We start from the raw sequence: 16,223 nt of genomic DNA, 5'->3' as shown, positions 1-16,223 counted from the left end.
GGCCTCCTTCTGCTCGGTTATCCGAGTCGTTCCTTCTCATCAGGATGGAAGGTTTAGGACAGCCCAGCAAGTCAAACTTTATGGATAGGCGATTCCACGGAAAGGGGGGAAATCAGCATAGCGTTTCTGACGGGCGGAAAGGGTTTCAGCTGGCGCGGCACCCGGTCGCAAAAGGCAGCCTTTGGGCGCGATATAGCTGTCGATCCGGCGTTGAGGCTTTGGACGCCACACCAGATTGAATGCGCAGAGTTTCGGGAAGAACCAGATCTCGGAATAGTCAAGATGATCATGCATCCACCACGCGAGATCGCGCCAGTCCCGTCCCTGCGCGTGGCGATCCGCAAACCAGGGGATCACGATAGATGCACCAGCGACTCGCGCCTCACCCTGCGCCCAGTCCCAGATATGACACTCCAACGGATTGTCGTTGCGCGCGCAGTTCAGCCGGTTTTCGTTGCCAAACGCATTCAAAGACGGAGACCGATAGCCCGAGCGCACTGCGACCCGGCCAAAAGTCTCCTCCAGCGGGTCCAGCAGGGTTTGGCAAAAGGCGCTGCCGGTTTCGATGGCAAGGTTCGGGTTCTCAGGGAGGTTCTGTTTTTGATGGAAATTCCCAATCTCGGAGTACAGGAAATCACGCATGAAGAAATGCCGGGACAGGCGCACACGACCCAGAGTCTCAAGGCTCCACATACTGCCCGGCTTGCGCATCGCTATGCCCTTGAAGGAGGGGTCATTCGATCCCCTGCGTTTTCAACCATGCCAATATCCCATTCACCGTCGGCTCTGTCTGGTCCGGAGACATCAGGCGACCGGCAATCACATGCGACATCGGATCATCCCCCGGCCCCATCGTGACAAGCTCAACCGTTGCTGGCGCACCCCAGGCCTCGGCCACCTTGTGGGTCTTGTCCGGGCGCACGACCTGATCATCATCCGAGAACCAGAACAGCGCTGGCACCAAAGCTTGCGAGAAATCAAGACCGTAGACCGTTTCGACCAGAACTGTCATCGGCACCACGGCCTCCCATGGGTAAACCGACGTCCAGTACTTGTTCTTTTCTGGATCCGGCCCGGATACATCTCGTTCCTGACCCATCAGCAGTGGTAACCAATCCCGAGCCCAAGGCAGACCGGGTATAAACGCCCCTGCCGCATTCACCCCGAAATTCGGTGATACGAACACCATCGCCGCGACATCCTCGCTGAGGTCCGGGTTCAAAGCCGCCGCCGCCGCCAGCGTGCCCCCGGTCGATGTCGAAATGACTACAACTTTGTCACCAACAGCTTTGGCCGCCGCCAGCCCCTCGGCCATGTCTTTCATCCAACCCGAGGCGGTCGCATCGCCCATCGCCGAACCATCTCGGCCATGACCTTGCAATCGCGCATAAACCAGATTGGCGCCCAAAGCATCAGCGACCATATCAGGCACTGGACGAATCTCTTCTGAACTGGCCGAGAAGCCATGGACATATAGCACCGAATAAGGCGTCCGCTGCTCTTTGAAACCGTCCTGCCAGATCACACGCTTTTCGACACCGGGAACGATATCGTCAAAGGCGGACTCCGTGCTTTCAAAATAGACCTGAACACCTTCGCCAAAATTGCGGGGGTCGAAATCTGGGTTCAGGTTAACCTCTTCCCGCGGCCCGAACCAATAGAGCAGGCCCCCGACGACGATCAGCGCCAGTAAAATTCGCCCCAGCACCCATCCGAACCAACGCATCAACCATCCCCCAAAACGTCGAGAACGGCGTTCTCGATCAAGCCAAGGCACGGCCCGTCCGAGAACCGATGATCCGCATCCTTGACCAGCAACAATCGCATATCCGGACCGGTCGCATGTTCTAAAAGGCGTATGGCTGTTTCAGTCGACACCGCCGTATCAGCCGTTCCCTGCAAAAAACGAACGGGAAACGGCAGATCCAACGCGTCCCGCAGAACCAGGCGCTGCCGACCATCCTCGATCATACGTTTGGTTATGATGTAAGGCTCCATATAGTCCGAGGGCAATTCCACATGCCCAACCTCCTCCAGCGCTGCCTTCTGCGCATCTGAGAAGGACGCCCAATAGCCATCCTCAGTAAAATCCGGGGCTGCGGCGATGGTCACCATGCCCACAATTCGCTCCGGCAACGCCTTGGCCATCAGCAACGCGTGCCAACCGCCCATCGAGGACCCCACGACCACCAAAGGCCCCTCAGTCAAGGCACCCACCGCGGCCAGCGTATCTTCGTGCCAATCGCCAATGCAGCCATCAGTGAACGCCTCAGAGCTTTCGCCATGCCCGGAATAATCAAACCGCAAGAACGCCTGCCCCCGCGCCTGCGCCCAAGCTTCAAGATGAACGGCCTTGGTGCCCTCCATATCCGATTTCAAACCGCCCAGAAAAACAATGGTCGGACCGGCCCCTTCGCTCTTGTGATACGCCAACCGCCGCCCCTGCGCCGTTTCCAAAAAATCTGTTGCTGCCATGAAGCCCTCTTTGCTTTCCTGACATCATGCACGCCCCCCGCCCAAGTGCAATTCCGTGATCCTCCTTCATCTGGCTAAAAATACCTCGGGGAGCGCGAGGGGCTGGCCCCTCGCTCCAGCCACTTGACACAAGTACAACCACCTGCCAAAGCAGCCAGACGCAAATAACCCGCAACCGGGCGTTCAGTGGGCGCCGAACCGACGAGGAGAGCCGATATGGCCCTGGATTCAAAATCCGTCTCTCTCACTTTTCCCGATGGCAATGCACGTTCCTATGACGCAGGCATAACGCCTGCGCAGGTGGCTGCCGACATCTCAACTTCGCTGGCGAAAAAGGCGATATCGGCCACGGTCGACGGCAAGCATTGGGATTTGCAATGGCCCATCGAAGCAGATGCCCAAATCGCCATCCACACCATGAAGGATGAAGATCAGGCCAATGAGCTGATCCGCCACGATCTGGCGCATGTCATGGCCCGCGCCGTGCAGGAGATCTGGCCCGCGACCAAAGTCACCATCGGCCCCGTTATCGAAAACGGCTGGTACTATGACTTTGACCGTGAAGAGCCATTCACGCCCGAAGATCTCGGCCTCATCGAGAAAAAGATGAAAGAGATCATCAACAAGCGCGACCCCGTCACCACCGAGGTCTGGGATCGCGACCGCGCGATCGAATTCTACAAGGCCAACAATGAGCCCTATAAGGTCGAGCTGATCGAAGCCATTCCGGGTGATGAGCCGCTGCGGATGTACTGGCACGGCCACTGGCAGGATCTGTGCCGCGGCCCGCACCTGCAGCACACCGGTCAACTGCCGGGCGATGCCTTCAAGCTGATGAGCATTGCGGGTGCCTATTGGCGTGGCGATAGCGACCGCGCGATGTTGCAGCGCATCTATGGCGTAGCGTTCACGGGCAAGGAAAAGCTCAAAGCGCACCTGAACATGCTGGAGGAGGCCGCCAAGCGCGACCACCGCAAGCTGGGCCGCGAGATGAACCTGTATCACATGCAGGAAGAGGCTCCGGGTCAGGTTTTCTGGCATCCCAACGGCTGGAAAATCTACACCACCCTGCAGGACTACATGCGCCGGATGCAGGACCGTGACGGCTACGTCGAGGTCAACACCCCACAGGTCGTCGACCGCAAACTTTGGGAAGCCTCGGGTCACTGGGACAAGTACCAGGAGAACATGTTCATCGTTGAAGTCGACGAAGAGCATGCCCGCGAAAAGGCGATCAACGCGTTGAAGCCGATGAACTGCCCTTGCCACGTGCAGGTGTTCAATCAGGGCCTGAAATCCTATCGCGACCTGCCGCTGCGCATGGCCGAGTTCGGCTCTTGCGCGCGGTATGAGCCCTCGGGCGCGCTGCACGGTATCATGCGGGTGCGTGGCTTTACTCAGGACGACGGTCACATCTTCTGCGCCGAGGATCAGATCGAATCCGAGACCGCGAAGTTCATCGCCTTCCTGTCGAAGGTCTACGCCGACCTTGGCTTCCACGACTGGACCATCAAACTGTCCACCCGTCCGGAAAAGCGGATCGGCAGCGATGAAAGCTGGGATTTCGTTGAGAAAGCCTTGGGCGATGCCTGCAAGGCCGCTGGGTATGAGTATGAGGTTCTCGAAGGCGAAGGCGCGTTCTACGGTCCGAAGCTGGAGTTCACTTTGACAGATGCCATCGGCCGGAATTGGCAATGCGGCACGCTTCAGGTCGACCCTAACCTGCCCGAGCGTCTGGATGCGAATTTCATCGGCGCTGACGGGTCCAAGCATCGCCCCTACATGCTGCACAGGGCCTGCCTTGGGTCGTTCGAACGGTTCATCGGCATTCTGATCGAAGAACACGCGGGCAAGTTGCCGTTCTGGCTGGCGCCGCGGCAGGTCGTTGTGGCCTCGATCACCTCGGATGCGGATGACTATGTGGCCGAAGTTGTTGAAACGCTCCGCGCCGCTGGCGTCCGGGCCGAGGCGGATATCCGCAACGAAAAGATCAACTACAAGGTCCGCGAGCACTCGGTCGGCAAGGTTCCGGTCATCCTGGCGGTGGGTCACCGCGAGGTGGATGATCGCACTGTAAGTGTCCGCCGACTGGGCGAAAAACAAACGCAGGTTCAATCTCTTGAGACTGTAACAAATGAGCTGTCCAAGGCAGCCACCCCACCGGACCTGCTGTAACATAAGTCAGTTTCTGACCCCTCATCCGGCCCTGAAATCGGGGCCGGATTGAAACATTTGCCATTTTTCAATTCAAAAACAATTTGTTAACCTGCAAGAGGGCATGACAATGCCTGACGCGCTTGTGAGACACGGCCTCGTGAATTTAACTGTGGCTCACTAGTCGTTACCTTTGTCATTGTCACAAGCAGACATACGCAGTCATCAAAAGGATTACCGAGATGTCGAACACAGCCAAATCCCTGGTTATCGCAACAGCAGTCGCAGCCGCCGTTTCGGGCGCAGCAACCACCGCCTCCGCACAAGCGAAAGAGAAATGCTATGGCGTTTCGCTGGCCGGTCAGAACGATTGCGCCGCAGGCCCCGGCACCACATGCGCGGGCACCTCGACCGTTGACTATCAGGGCAACGCCTGGACTCTGGTTGATGCAGGCACCTGCGCCGATATCGAACTGCCCGCACAGGCAGACGGCACCCCGCGCAAAGGTTCGCTGGAAGAACTGAACCGCGACCTGCCGGCATAATATCTGCCATACGAGATCCAAGGGGCGGGCCAATTCGCCCGCCCCTTTTCACGTGTTCATAGGGAACTGACTTATGCTGGACGACGCACTCAGGTCGAACCGCCTGCCCGCAGCGCCGGGTGTTGGGTATAAACCGCAGCACTTTGCACAGATCCTTGAACACGCACAGCCCGTCGCATGGTTGGAAATCCATGCCGAGAATTACATGGGCGACGGGGGCCGCCCGCTAGCGCAACTGCGCCATCTGTCAGAACAATTCCCAATCTCTGTCCACGGTGTTGGCCTGTCCATCGGCGGCGAAGGTCCACTGGATGCCGACCATCTGGCGCGATTGAAACATTTGGTCGGCTGGCTGAAACCGGCCAGCTTCTCCGAGCATCTGGCTTGGTCGACCCATGACAGCCACTTCCTGAACGACCTTCTGCCCCTGCCCTATACCGATGCCACATTGACCCGCATCTGCGATCATATCGACCAGGTGCAAGAGGTGGTCCGACGGCAAATGCTGCTCGAAAACCCCTCCAGCTATTTGGCGTTTGAAGAAAGCACCTGGTCAGAGCCCGATTTCCTGCGCGAAGTTTCGAACCGAACCGGATGCGGGCTGTTGCTGGATGTGAACAACGTCTTTGTCTCCGCCACCAATCTGGATTTCTCGCCTCAGGGCTATATCGACGCCTACCCGCTTGAAAAGGTTGATGAGATTCACCTCGGCGGTCACGATGAAGACGAAGACGACCACGGCAAACCTCTGCTGATCGACAGCCACGGGCGCGAGGTCGTTGATCCAGTCTGGGCGCTTTTGGACTATGTTCTGGATCGGTCGGGGCCGAAGCCTCTCTTGGTCGAGTGGGACACGGATGTCCCCGACTGGTCGGTCCTGCTGGACGAGGCCGTGCGCGCCCAGGCGGCACTGGAGCGGATCCCGGCATGAGCGTGTCGCAAACCCAGTTCCGCGCCGCGCTTCTGGACGCCTCTACCCCGGTCCCAGAGGGGTTGCTGGACTCCAAAAACCAACCCGCCGGCCGGCGGTTCAGCGTCTATCGCAACAATGTCGCTGTCTCACTGACCGAGGCCATGCAGCAGGCCTTTCCCGTGATCACCAAGCTGCTGGGATCGCAGAACATGGATGGCCTTTCGGGCATTTTCCTACGCCAGCACCCACCTACATCCCCGCTGATGATGTTTTATGGTGAGGAGTTTCCCGCCTTTGTCGCCGGAATGCCTCAGCTGTCCCATCTGGGCTACCTTTCCGATATGGCACGGCTGGAACTCGCCCTGCGCCACTCCTACCATGCAGCAGACAGGACGCCTGCACCCGCCGATGCGCTGGCCGTTCCCCCCGAAGACGTGATGCGCGCGCGGCTGAGCTTTGCCCCGGCGATGCGGGTGGTCCGGTCGGATTGGCCGATCCACGCGATCTGGCGTTACAATTCGGAAGCGGACGCCCCGAAACCGGTCCCTCAGGCCGAGGACGTTCTGATCACCCGCCTCGAATATGATCCCGCCCCGCATATGCTGCCCAAGGGCGGAGCAGACTGGATCGCACATATGCAAGCGGGCGACACCATCGGTAGCGCGTTTGAAAAAACCGCCGCTGACACGCCCGACTTTGATCTTGGAACCACTCTGGCACTGCTTTTGCAAGGCGGTGCAATAACCTCTGTGACTATCGAAAGGCTGGAGACATGACTGCGCTCATCTCAATCCACAACTCCGTTTTGGGAAAGGTGGACCATGCGTCCGGTTGGCTGACGCCAACCCTCGCCCGGCTCGTGTTTATTGCTGTATTGCTCGTCTATTACTGGAACTCGGCGATGCTGAAGATTGATGGGTCGATCTTCTCGCCCTCCAGTGGTGCATTTGGGCAGATTTTTCCGAAAGCTGCCGAAGCCGTGCTGTGGGACGTCACGCAGATGACGTTCTTCCAGCGGATCGTGATCTTTCTTGGCACTGTGGCCGAGTTCGTCCTGCCCGCGCTGCTGCTGGTGGGTCTGTTCACCCGTCTGGCGGCGGTTGCAATGATCGGGTTTGTTTGGGTGCAAACCATTGTCGACGTGACTGGCCACGGCGTGAAACTGGGCAGCCTGTTCAATGCCGCGCCCGATCTGGTGGATCAGCGCACCATGTGGACCTTCCTGTTTCTGGTAATGGTCATCAATGGCGCAGGCCCGCTGTCGTTGGACCGCATCCTGCGCCTGAAATAAATCAGAAATGAGCCTTGGGTTCGTCCGGTTTTCCCGCGGCGAGCCCAAGCACCCCGGCCACTGCGGCAAAGGCAATCGGGAACATGGTGAAAACGCCGAAACCGAACGCATAGTACATCCCAGCAGCCGAGGCCAATAGCAAGATCCCCGCAATCAACGCCCGCGCATGGGCCATGGCCCCACCCGCGATCGCCAACAGAGGCGCAAGGATCGAGGCCGCCTGAATCAGGTCAGGGTTGTCCACTTGCTCGGCAATCCCTTCGATATCGCCAAAATGCTTGATGGCCTCGACATAACCATACCCGAAAAAACCGACAATCATACCGATCAAACCGGCGATGACGCCCAAAATCATGGCAGCGTTCCGCATGTATCTTCCTTTACAGTTCGTATCAGCAGATAAGTACGCGGCTACGCAACACCAAGAGAGGCCCGCGTTTCTGCGGTCCAGCCCAGAAACAACTCTCCGTCCTTTTCGATAAGAGGGCGCTTCATCAGCGTCGGGTGATCGGCCAGCAACTCCAGCGGCGGTCGCGCGCGCTCGGTATCGTCCAATCCACGCCAGGTTGTTGACCGTGTATTGAGCAAAGCCTCGCCGAACGCGGCAATAGCTTGCGAAAGGGTCTCAGCCGGAACTCCGTCCGCCCTTACATCCACGAGGGTCGCTTCTGGCAGCGATTTCAGCGCCTTACGGCACGTATCGCAGTTTTTCAAACCATAAAGGCGCATTTTTGAGCTGCTCCTGCATTTGTAACTTTTTTATGCAAACTGGTTGGTTCCCAGCGGTATTTCTTGATTTTTTACTTCACCGTGCAATGTTGAAAAAGACGAAACGTGCGTTTCGGACTGTATCTGACCCAGAAATCAGCCCGATACGCCATTAAGTCGACCAAAGCCCCCACCAATTTGTGGGACAATGCGCAAGTAGAAGGAGACACGGGACATGCCAACCGGCACCGTGAAATGGTTTAACACTACCAAAGGCTATGGGTTTATTGCCCCTGATGAGGGGGGCAAAGATGTGTTTGTTCATATCTCGGCCGTAGAACGATCCGGCCTCACCGGACTCGCAGACAATCAGAAAGTCTCGTACGAGTTGCAGGACGGGCGTGACGGCCGCCAGATGGCAGCTGATTTGAAGCCGTTGTAACCTCCACCCCGCCAGATGTGGGGTGTTTCCAATCAAGGCTGACGGCCAATTTCAGGCCGTCAGCCAAATATTTCCTAGAAATCGGCGTTACCCACGTGTCGATTTTTCGTTGGTGCGGGCATGCCAGTCTTCGCCCATTGCCACGATGCAGGACGTTCCTGTCGCGTAAGTAACGACCATGGTCCAGTCGCCGCGGTCGCTGCTCCAGACCTCCATGATCTGCTCGGGCCCGCGCATACCAGTTGCGACGCGTTCGGCGCCGAATTGGTGGGTCAGTTTCTCTTGCAGCCGAGGGGTCGCTTCACACAGTATTTCGGCTATAGGTGATTTTGCCTGCGCAGGTGACGCCAGCACAAGACACAGTGGGATCAGGCGAAACAGATAAGTCATGAAGCCAATGTAACAGCTTCATGACAAAACGTATATACAAAAGATATGCTTCTGAGGCTCAATCCTTGCGGATTACATCCTCGAACTCACGCCATTCTCGCGCCGTCATGCCCGAGTTTTCCTGAGTCACAGTCTCACCTGCCAACATCCGGCGCAGGCTGTCGACCATTTGGGCCGAGAGGTTAACGGCACCCAATCGGTAGTCCTCGAAAGCCTTATAGGCGAAGGGCACCCAATCGGCGACGATCTTGCACATCATATCGGCATAGACCCGGATCTCGTACTGGGCATGCGGGTCAGCGCGCAGACGCAAGAAGTGGAACAGATTGTGCAGGTCCACTTTCCAATACCACTGCGTATAGATGTTTGCAGGCAGGTTCATCCGCGCCAGTTCGCGCGCCAAACCTTGTTGCCCGTCCTGATTGATCATCGCCTCATAATTGTCATAGCAGCGGGCGCTGTCGGCCTTGAGGATCTCCAGCACGCGCGCGGCCTCTTCCCCTTCCAAGGCGGACCCACGACCCTGGTTATTGACCTCGGACTGCGCGGCCACGTGGTCAGGGGCGGGAATATAGAACTCACGGTCAAGTATCGAATAGCGCGCCGAGTATTCGTTCACATTGGCCGTCCGGTGGCGAATCCACTGGCGCGCGACGAAAACCGGCAGCTTTACATGCAGCTTGACCTCGCACATCTCAAACGGGGTCGAATGCCAGTGACGCATCAGATATCGGATCAGACCCTCATCATTCTGCACGGATTTAGTGCCTTTGCCGTAGGAGACTCGCGCCGCCTGACAAATGGCTGCATCGTCGCCCATATAGTCGATGACCCGGACAAAACCGTGATCCAGCACCTGATGGGCCGTGTAAAGATGGTCTTCCATGCCCGGTGCTACAACGCGGCGAGTTGGATGCGATTGCGCGCGCTGCGCTTCGATCTCGGCCAGTTGGTCGGCAGACAGAGGCATGAAATTATCCTTTCCAAGAATGAGTCGATGACCACTATATATCGTCAACTCCACCACTGGAACCGCGATATCTGCCGTAAACCGCGCGAAGTTCGAAATCGTGTTCTCGGCCCCTCTCGACACCTCGCGCAACCGCGCTAAGCTGCGCACCAAGCGAAGAAAAGGAGGAAGGCCAAGATGGGGCTGAGATATTTGCACACCATGGTCCGCGTGAAGGATCTTGAGAAATCAATGGCGTTCTATGAGCTGCTAGGCCTGAAGGAAACGCGCCGCCACGAAAGCGAACAAGGCCGGTTCACGCTGATCTTCATGGCCCCTCCCGGGCAGGAGGATCGCCCGCTTGAGCTGACCTATAACTGGGACGGTGACGATGCGCTGCCGAGTGACAGTCGTCATTTCGGTCATCTCGCCTATGGTGTCGACAACATCTATGAGACCTGCCAGCACCTGCAGGACAATGGCGTCGTGATCAACCGCCCGCCTCGCGACGGTCGGATGGCGTTCATTCGCTCGCCCGACAACATCTCGGTCGAGCTGCTGCAGAACGGTGACGCACTTGAGCCCGCCGAGCCATGGAGCAGCATGGAGAGTACCGGGCACTGGTGATCCGCACTCTGACAGCACTGGGGTTGGCCGCGTTGGCCAGCCCCGCGCAGGCCGAAGACTGCCGGCTGGCCCTTTTGCTGGCGCTGGATATCTCGGTCTCCGTAGATCAGACCGAGGATGCGCTGCAACGTCAGGGCCTTGCCGCCGCGATGCTCGCGCCCGAGGTTCAGGCCGCTTTTTTCTCGTCTCCCGCCCCTGTTGCGCTGGCCGTTTATGAATGGAGCGGCCGATCCACCCAGCACGTTGTCTTACCCTGGAAGTTGATCGAAAACGAAGGCGACCTGCTGGCCGCGGCAACCCGGATCAGCCAGTCCGAGCGGTCAGATTCCGGGTCTGCCACCGCGATGGGGCATGCGCTGGCTTACGGGGCTACCATGTTGCAGGATGGTCCGGACTGTCTGTTTCAAACCATTGATCTGTCCGGAGACGGGGCGAACAATGATGGCTATGGCCCCAAAATCGCCTACAAGCATTTTCCCTTCGACGCTGTCACGGTGAACGGGTTGGTGATCAATGCCGCCGATTTCGAGGGCGAGTTATTTCTGGTTCCTTTCTTCGAAGAAAACGTCCTGCACGGACCGGGTGCTTTTCTTGAAATCGCGCAGGGGTTTGAAGACTTTGAGCGTGCCATGCGCCGCAAGCTGGAACGAGAATTGAGCGGCCTGCAATTGGGATATCTGCAAGAAACAGGCCATAGATGACACGGTTGCTCGCGCTTGTTGTTAGCCTTTTAGCAGGATCCGTTTCGGCGCAATGTCGTCAAGCTCTCGCGCTTGGGTTGGATGTGTCCGGCTCTGTCGACGTTCACGAGTACAGGTTGCAGATCGACGGTTTGGCTGCTGCACTGCGGCGCCCTGAAATCCGCAAGATCATATTGGCAAACCCCGCATTTCCCGTTCGCCTCGCGGTGTTCGAATGGAGCGAACCCGGCCATCAGCGCGTGCTTGTAAAATGGACCGAAATCCGCACCGAATCTGATCTAGGCAGGATCGCGGCGAGACTGGGCGACGTGACCCGCAGCGCCGCCCCGCAAGGCACAGCCGTGGGCGATGCGATGCTGTTTGGCGCGGACCTCCTGAACCAACAACCGGAGTGTTGGAAGCACACTTTGGATTTGTCTGGAGATGGGAAGCACAATCTCGGCCTCCACCCACGCGCAGCCAAGGCGCTGCTGCAGGACAACGGCATCACCATCAACGGTTTGGTGATCGGTGTCGACGACTCCAACTATGGCGACCAACGGGATGTCCAGGTTGGAGAGCTGTCCGCCTACTACAACGCTTGGGTCATCCTCGGCCCTGATGCGTTTGTCGAGGTCGCACTTGGTTTTGAGGCCTATGAGGATGCCATGACCCGCAAACTGATCCGAGAGCTGCAGGGGATCATCCTATCCCAAGCCTCTGATCAGTAGATATAACGAATCTGGTCCGTCCAATAGCGTTCGACCCGACGCAGCGAAGTGGTGATATCCTCGATCCCTTCCGCCCCCAGAACGCCGCGGTTCTGCAACCCTTCGGCATGGCGCAAGAACAACTCGGACACGATATCACGAATCTCGCGGCCTTGAGGTGTCAGACGGACCCGGACCGAGCGCCGGTCAATCTCGCAGCGTTGGTGGTGCATATACCCCATCTCGACAAGTTTCTTGAGGTTGTAGCTGACATTGCTGCCCTGATAGTAGCCGCGGCTTTTCAATTCGCCGGCGGTCACCTCATGGTCGCCGATGTTAAACAGCAAAAGCGCCTGAACCGCGTTGATTTCCAGCACGCCCACCCGTTCGAACTCATCCTTGATGACGTCCAGCAACAGACGATGCAGACGCTCGACCAGAGCGAGCGCCTCAAGATAACTGGTCATGAAGCCTTTGGCCCCCGACGCAGAGACCTGCATTTCCATACTCATCCGACCCTCCGATTCAGCCGTGTCGTTTCAGACACGATGACCTGAATTTCCGAAAAATCGGTTAAGTCTGATTTTCTTTATTTTTGAAATGTTTGCGCGATATCCGCGATCAGGTCAGCGAAAGGATCGGGCGTGTTCACCTGCCCAGTGAACCATTGATACAGGTCCTGATCGTTTTCCTTCAGAAGCGCGTCATACAAATCCAGCCGGGCCGTATCCATCGAGTTCAGGTTGCGCTCGGCATAAGCCGACAGGATCAGATCCATCTCTTTGATCCCACGCCGCATGGAGCGCATCTGCAGGCGTTTGATCCGAACCTCGCGTGTTTCAGTCATTCTTGTCCTGCTCCAGCATCAAACGCAGTTTCTTTTCCAACCGGGCGGCGCGCCCTGCGCTGGCCCGCATCTCACCACGAATGGCGCGCAATTCGGCGACCGCGTCCGCCAGTTCCAGATTGGCTTCGCCTTCTTCCAGAGGGGCCTCCATGCCCTCACCCTCACCAGTCAGCAGCCACATGATCGAGACGTTGATCATGCCCGCCATCATCGACAAGCGATTGGCGCGGGGTTCGGACAGGTCGTTCTCCCAGGCCGCGATCGTTGCCTTCTTGACCCCCAGACGGCGTGCCAATTGTGCCTGCGTCATCCCCGCCGCTTCGCGCGCCCCGGCCAGTCTGTCTCCGAACGTTGCAGCATCCGGTCCGTACCAGTCGGTTTCGTCGTTCATCGGGGTCTCCAATTCTCGTGTGTCATACAGCTTGATCGTCAATCGGGCGCACCCTATGACAGACAAGTTGAACATACAAACCGAGGCCGCTCATGAGTTTCCTGTCTGCGACATTGTCACGCGTAAAACCCTCTCCGACCGTCGCGATGACAGCGAAAGCAGCCGAGTTGAAAGCCGCCGGGCGCGATATCATCGCCCTCAGCGCGGGTGAGCCGGATTTCGATACGCCGCAGAACATCAAGGATGCAGCCGTCGCGGCCATTGAGGCGGGCAAGACGAAATACACGGCACCCGATGGCATTGCCGAGTTGAAACAGGCGGCCTGTGCCAAGATGAAGCGCGATCATGGGCTGGACTATACGCCCGCGCAGATCTCGGTCGGCACGGGCGGCAAACAGACGCTCTATAACGCATTGATGGCGACGATGAACGAAGGCGATGAGGTTCTGATCCCCGCGCCTTACTGGGTCAGCTATCCCGATATGGTCCTGCTGGCGGGCGGAACGCCTGTTGTGGTCGAAACCACTTTGGAAAACAGCTTCAAACTGACGGCCGAGCAGCTTGAAGCTGCGATCACGCCGAAAACCAAATGGTTCATCTTCAACTCGCCGTCGAATCCCACAGGCGCGGGCTACAGCCGGGATGAATTGAAAGCATTAACCGACGTTCTGATGCGCCACCCTCATGTCTGGATCATGTCGGACGATATGTATGAACATCTCGCCTATGACGGGTTCGAGTTCTGCACCCCGGCCGAGGTTGAGCCCGGCCTCTATGATCGCACGCTGACCTGCAATGGCGTGTCCAAGGCGTATGCGATGACCGGTTGGCGGATCGGCTACGCGGCCGGTCCGGTTGAGATCATTGCCGCCATGCGCAAGATCCAGTCTCAGTCCACGTCAAACCCGTGCTCGGTCAGTCAATGGGCGGCGGTTGAGGCGCTGAACGGGACGCAGGACTTTCTGGCCCCGAACAACGAAACGTTCAAGCGCCGTCGCGATCTGGTCGTGGGCATGCTGAACGCAATCGACGGGATCACCTGCCCAACGCCAGAAGGCGCGTTCTACGTCTACCCGTCCATTGCAGGCCTGATTGGCAAGACCACGCCGCAAGGCACGGTGATCGACTCGGATGAGGCCTTTGCCACCGCCCTACTGGAAGAACATGACGTTGCCGTCGTCTTCGGTGCAGCCTTTGGCCTGTCGCCGAACTTCCGGGTCAGCTACGCGACCTCGGATGAGGCCTTGACCGAGGCCTGCACGCGTATCCAGCGTTTCTGTGCCTCTTTGACCTAAGCCGGAGCCACGCATGACCGCAGAGCTGCCAGAGTATTATTTCCGTGTCCGAGAAAACGGGGCCGTGGTGTTCAAGATCGACACTGAGAACCGGCAGCAGCGGATCGAGATGGATCAGATCGCGGTCATCAACATCCGCAACGGAGAGGTCAAGCCGCATGGTCAACGCAGCCTGACCGAGGCCGACAAGGCCGAGATCGCCCGATGGATGGATGCGCGCAAGGCCCTGCTGGCCCAGCGCGATATCGACGATATTCACCGGGCCGTCGACTACCTGAACCTGACCACGCAATGGGCGCAGTCCAAAGCGTCGGAAGAACAGCTTGAAGAGGTGACCGACCGGCTTTTGATGGCAATGCACGATCTGCGCTCGGTTCTAGTGCGCAAGAAAGCGGACCGGCTGAAAGGCGGCTGAGGGCTACTCGGCCGGTACGCCCACCTCGCGGACAGATCGCATCCAGAACCGTGCCATCAGCAGGACGGCCGCAAAGGCCAGCCCAAGCACAAGGCCCATCCAGACGCCGATTCCGTCCATGCCCTGCACAAAGCCGAAGTAATAAGAGGCCGGGATTCCGATCACCCAATAGCTGAGGGCTGCCATGATCATCGGCACTTGTGCATCCTGCAAACCGCGCAGCAGGCCCAGCGCGATCACCTGCGCGCCATCGACCAGCTGAAACAGGGCCGCCATGGCCAGAAGGCCCGTGCCAATCGCCAAAATCTCGCCGCGCTGCGCATTGTCGGCCTCCATAAACAATGAGATCAGAGGCTCGGCACAGGTCAGGAACAGTATGATCGTCAGCACGGACACGACCAGAGACATGCCGGTAACCGCAATCGCGCCACGCTCCAAATGGGCGCGGTCGCGGCGGCCCAGCGCATTGCCCGCGCGAATGGTCGCCGCGTTTGACAGGCCCAGATGAACCATGAAGGTCGCCGAAGCGAGGTTGAGCGCAATCCCATGCGCCGCCAGCGGCACCTGCCCCAGCCACCCCATCATGATCGCTGAGGTCGCAAACAAAGTGACTTCGGCGAGTGTGGTCAGGCCAATCGGAACGCCCAGCCGCAGAACCCGACCAAACATATCCCAATCCGGGCGCCAGACGCGTTGGAACAGACTGTGCTCCGGCAGAACCCGAACCGCGTAGATGATAACAGCGACCAGAGACACGATCTGTGTCACCACGGACGCAATTGCTGCCCCCATGACCCCAAGCTCGGGCGCGCCCCAATTGCCGAAGATCAATGCATAATTCGTCACGCCATTCACGACCGCGGCGATCACGGTGATCCACAACACGATCTGAGTACGCTCCAACGCGGCCAGATAAGACTTCAGCACCATCACCAGCAGCGCAGGAAACAGCCCCCATCCTGCAACGCGAAGATATTCCGAGGCGGTCTGCGCCACCTGCGGCTCCTGTTTCAGGGCAATCAGGATGGGATAGGACCACCAAAGCAGCGGCATCATCAGCGCGGCATAGAGCAGTGACAGCCACAAGCCCATGCGGGTCGAGCGGCGGATGCTGGTCTCGTCCTCTTCTGCGGCGGCCGTCGCCACCATGGGCATAACGGCCCAGCCAAATCCGGCCCCAAATAGGAACAACACAAAGTAGTAGCTGCTTGCCAGTGTCACTGCGGCCAGGGCCTCAACCCCGTACCAGCCGAGCATCACTGTATCGGTCAGGCCGATTGCGAACTGCGCCAAATGCCCGCCAACCAGCGGCAATCCAAGCACAGCAATCGCCCGGAAATGGGCGGGATATGTCATCACTTTCGTCATCTCGCCAGCCATAGGCCCGCGCC

At 58.4% G+C, this 16,223-nt stretch carries 22 protein-coding genes; 11 read left to right on the top strand and 11 right to left on the bottom strand.

The annotated features are described in order from the left end of the window. Positions 1-78 precede the first annotated feature (78 nt). From ACR0C3_RS16350 to ACR0C3_RS16340, 3 genes are read right to left on the bottom strand one after another with little or no spacing between them, the layout of a single operon-like run. The gene (locus ACR0C3_RS16350; protein WP_480759626.1) at positions 79-693 is read right to left on the bottom strand and encodes a hypothetical protein; all 615 of its coding nucleotides are present in this window, start codon (positions 691-693) and stop codon (positions 79-81) included. Between the two features lie 40 nt (positions 694-733). Next, a complete protein-coding gene (locus tag ACR0C3_RS16345; protein ID WP_480759470.1) occupies positions 734-1,726 on the bottom strand; it encodes an alpha/beta hydrolase in 993 nt (330 codons plus the stop codon). Next, positions 1,726-2,475, bottom strand: coding sequence for an alpha/beta fold hydrolase (locus ACR0C3_RS16340; RefSeq protein ID WP_480759469.1), 750 nt, complete (start codon positions 2,473-2,475; stop codon positions 1,726-1,728). Before ACR0C3_RS16340 ends, ACR0C3_RS16345 begins: the two co-directional genes overlap by 1 nt. A 216-nt stretch (positions 2,476-2,691) precedes the next feature. Between ACR0C3_RS16340 and thrS the strand changes: the two genes are divergently transcribed. The 5 genes from thrS to ACR0C3_RS16315 all read left to right on the top strand — a co-directional run bounded on the left by thrS (position 2,692) and on the right by ACR0C3_RS16315 (position 7,378). Beyond that, positions 2,692-4,650 carry a threonine--tRNA ligase gene (gene thrS, locus ACR0C3_RS16335; protein ID WP_480759468.1) on the top strand — a complete coding sequence of 653 codons (1,959 nt, stop codon included), beginning with the start codon at positions 2,692-2,694 and terminating at the stop codon, positions 4,648-4,650. Between the two features lie 221 nt (positions 4,651-4,871). After that, entirely contained in the window at positions 4,872-5,174 is a 303-nt protein-coding gene (locus tag ACR0C3_RS16330) for a BufA1 family periplasmic bufferin-type metallophore (protein ID WP_170374122.1), read from the top strand. Between the two features lie 73 nt (positions 5,175-5,247). Beyond that, positions 5,248-6,105, top strand: a complete 858-nt coding sequence (bufB, locus tag ACR0C3_RS16325) for an MNIO family bufferin maturase (RefSeq protein ID WP_480759466.1) — start codon at positions 5,248-5,250, stop codon at positions 6,103-6,105. Continuing rightward, complete coding sequence (locus ACR0C3_RS16320) at positions 6,102-6,863, top strand: HvfC/BufC family peptide modification chaperone (protein ID WP_480759464.1); 762 nt, start codon at positions 6,102-6,104, stop codon at positions 6,861-6,863. Before bufB ends, ACR0C3_RS16320 begins: the two co-directional genes overlap by 4 nt. After that, positions 6,860-7,378, top strand: coding sequence for a DoxX family protein (locus tag ACR0C3_RS16315; RefSeq protein ID WP_170459064.1), 519 nt, complete (start codon positions 6,860-6,862; stop codon positions 7,376-7,378). Before ACR0C3_RS16320 ends, ACR0C3_RS16315 begins: the two co-directional genes overlap by 4 nt. 1 nt (position 7,379) lies before the next feature. On the opposite strand, the gene ACR0C3_RS16310 is transcribed toward ACR0C3_RS16315, so the two are convergent. Together ACR0C3_RS16310 and ACR0C3_RS16305 are read right to left on the bottom strand one after the other, a co-directional pair. After that, positions 7,380-7,748 carry a hypothetical protein gene (locus ACR0C3_RS16310; RefSeq protein ID WP_170459066.1) on the bottom strand — a complete coding sequence of 123 codons (369 nt, stop codon included), beginning with the start codon at positions 7,746-7,748 and terminating at the stop codon, positions 7,380-7,382. Between the two features lie 41 nt (positions 7,749-7,789). Beyond that, complete coding sequence (locus ACR0C3_RS16305; protein WP_480759463.1) at positions 7,790-8,107, bottom strand: ArsC/Spx/MgsR family protein; 318 nt, start codon at positions 8,105-8,107, stop codon at positions 7,790-7,792. Positions 8,108-8,321: 214 nt separating this feature from the next. On the opposite strand from ACR0C3_RS16305, the gene ACR0C3_RS16300 reads away from it, so the two are divergent. Beyond that, the gene (locus ACR0C3_RS16300; protein WP_008758035.1) at positions 8,322-8,528 is read left to right on the top strand and encodes a cold-shock protein; all 207 of its coding nucleotides are present in this window, start codon (positions 8,322-8,324) and stop codon (positions 8,526-8,528) included. Positions 8,529-8,615: 87 nt separating this feature from the next. Here the strand turns inward: ACR0C3_RS16300 and ACR0C3_RS16295 are convergent, their stop codons facing one another. Then, a complete protein-coding gene (locus ACR0C3_RS16295) occupies positions 8,616-8,918 on the bottom strand; it encodes a hypothetical protein (RefSeq protein ID WP_480759461.1) in 303 nt (100 codons plus the stop codon). Positions 8,919-8,976: 58 nt separating this feature from the next. Next, on the bottom strand, positions 8,977-9,888 hold the full coding sequence (gene thyX / locus ACR0C3_RS16290) for an FAD-dependent thymidylate synthase (protein ID WP_480759460.1): 912 nt from the start codon (positions 9,886-9,888) through the stop codon (positions 8,977-8,979). A 177-nt stretch (positions 9,889-10,065) separates the two neighbouring features. On the opposite strand from thyX, the gene ACR0C3_RS16285 reads away from it, so the two are divergent. Genes ACR0C3_RS16285 through ACR0C3_RS16275 form a run of 3 tightly spaced genes read left to right on the top strand, consistent with a single transcriptional unit; the run spans position 10,066 to position 11,905 of the window. Continuing rightward, a complete protein-coding gene (locus ACR0C3_RS16285; RefSeq protein ID WP_170374130.1) occupies positions 10,066-10,494 on the top strand; it encodes a VOC family protein in 429 nt (142 codons plus the stop codon). Further along, positions 10,461-11,195 carry a DUF1194 domain-containing protein gene (locus ACR0C3_RS16280; RefSeq protein ID WP_419739975.1) on the top strand — a complete coding sequence of 245 codons (735 nt, stop codon included), beginning with the start codon at positions 10,461-10,463 and terminating at the stop codon, positions 11,193-11,195. Before ACR0C3_RS16285 ends, ACR0C3_RS16280 begins: the two co-directional genes overlap by 34 nt. After that, positions 11,192-11,905: a DUF1194 domain-containing protein gene (locus ACR0C3_RS16275; RefSeq protein ID WP_419739976.1), complete on the top strand. Its 714-nt coding sequence runs from the start codon at positions 11,192-11,194 to the stop codon at positions 11,903-11,905. The genes ACR0C3_RS16280 and ACR0C3_RS16275 overlap by 4 nt, the downstream gene beginning before the upstream one ends. On the opposite strand, the gene ACR0C3_RS16270 is transcribed toward ACR0C3_RS16275, so the two are convergent. From ACR0C3_RS16270 to ACR0C3_RS16260, 3 genes are all read right to left on the bottom strand, one after another. Beyond that, positions 11,899-12,396 (bottom strand): MarR family winged helix-turn-helix transcriptional regulator, encoded by a 498-nt coding sequence (locus ACR0C3_RS16270; RefSeq protein WP_170374133.1) that lies wholly within the window; start codon positions 12,394-12,396, stop codon positions 11,899-11,901. The genes ACR0C3_RS16275 and ACR0C3_RS16270 overlap by 7 nt on opposite strands. A gap of 77 nt (positions 12,397-12,473) precedes the next feature. Continuing rightward, positions 12,474-12,731 (bottom strand): succinate dehydrogenase assembly factor 2, encoded by a 258-nt coding sequence (locus tag ACR0C3_RS16265; RefSeq protein WP_480759459.1) that lies wholly within the window; start codon positions 12,729-12,731, stop codon positions 12,474-12,476. Continuing rightward, positions 12,724-13,122 (bottom strand): helix-turn-helix domain-containing protein, encoded by a 399-nt coding sequence (locus ACR0C3_RS16260; RefSeq protein WP_480759458.1) that lies wholly within the window; start codon positions 13,120-13,122, stop codon positions 12,724-12,726. Before ACR0C3_RS16260 ends, ACR0C3_RS16265 begins: the two co-directional genes overlap by 8 nt. Before the next feature lie 92 nt (positions 13,123-13,214). On the opposite strand from ACR0C3_RS16260, the gene ACR0C3_RS16255 reads away from it, so the two are divergent. Continuing rightward, positions 13,215-14,417, top strand: coding sequence for a pyridoxal phosphate-dependent aminotransferase (locus tag ACR0C3_RS16255; RefSeq protein WP_480759456.1), 1,203 nt, complete (start codon positions 13,215-13,217; stop codon positions 14,415-14,417). 13 nt (positions 14,418-14,430) lie between these two features. Beyond that, complete coding sequence (locus ACR0C3_RS16250; RefSeq protein WP_170721660.1) at positions 14,431-14,832, top strand: hypothetical protein; 402 nt, start codon at positions 14,431-14,433, stop codon at positions 14,830-14,832. A 3-nt stretch (positions 14,833-14,835) separates the two neighbouring features. On the opposite strand, the gene ACR0C3_RS16245 is transcribed toward ACR0C3_RS16250, so the two are convergent. Next, positions 14,836-16,188 (bottom strand): MATE family efflux transporter, encoded by a 1,353-nt coding sequence (locus tag ACR0C3_RS16245; protein ID WP_480759455.1) that lies wholly within the window; start codon positions 16,186-16,188, stop codon positions 14,836-14,838. Positions 16,189-16,223: the final 35 nt, after the last annotated feature.

This window comes from Ruegeria sp. CK3, from assembly GCF_056536565.1.
Note: the sequence above shows the minus strand (reverse complement) of the source record. Positions and strands in the feature narration are given on the sequence as shown.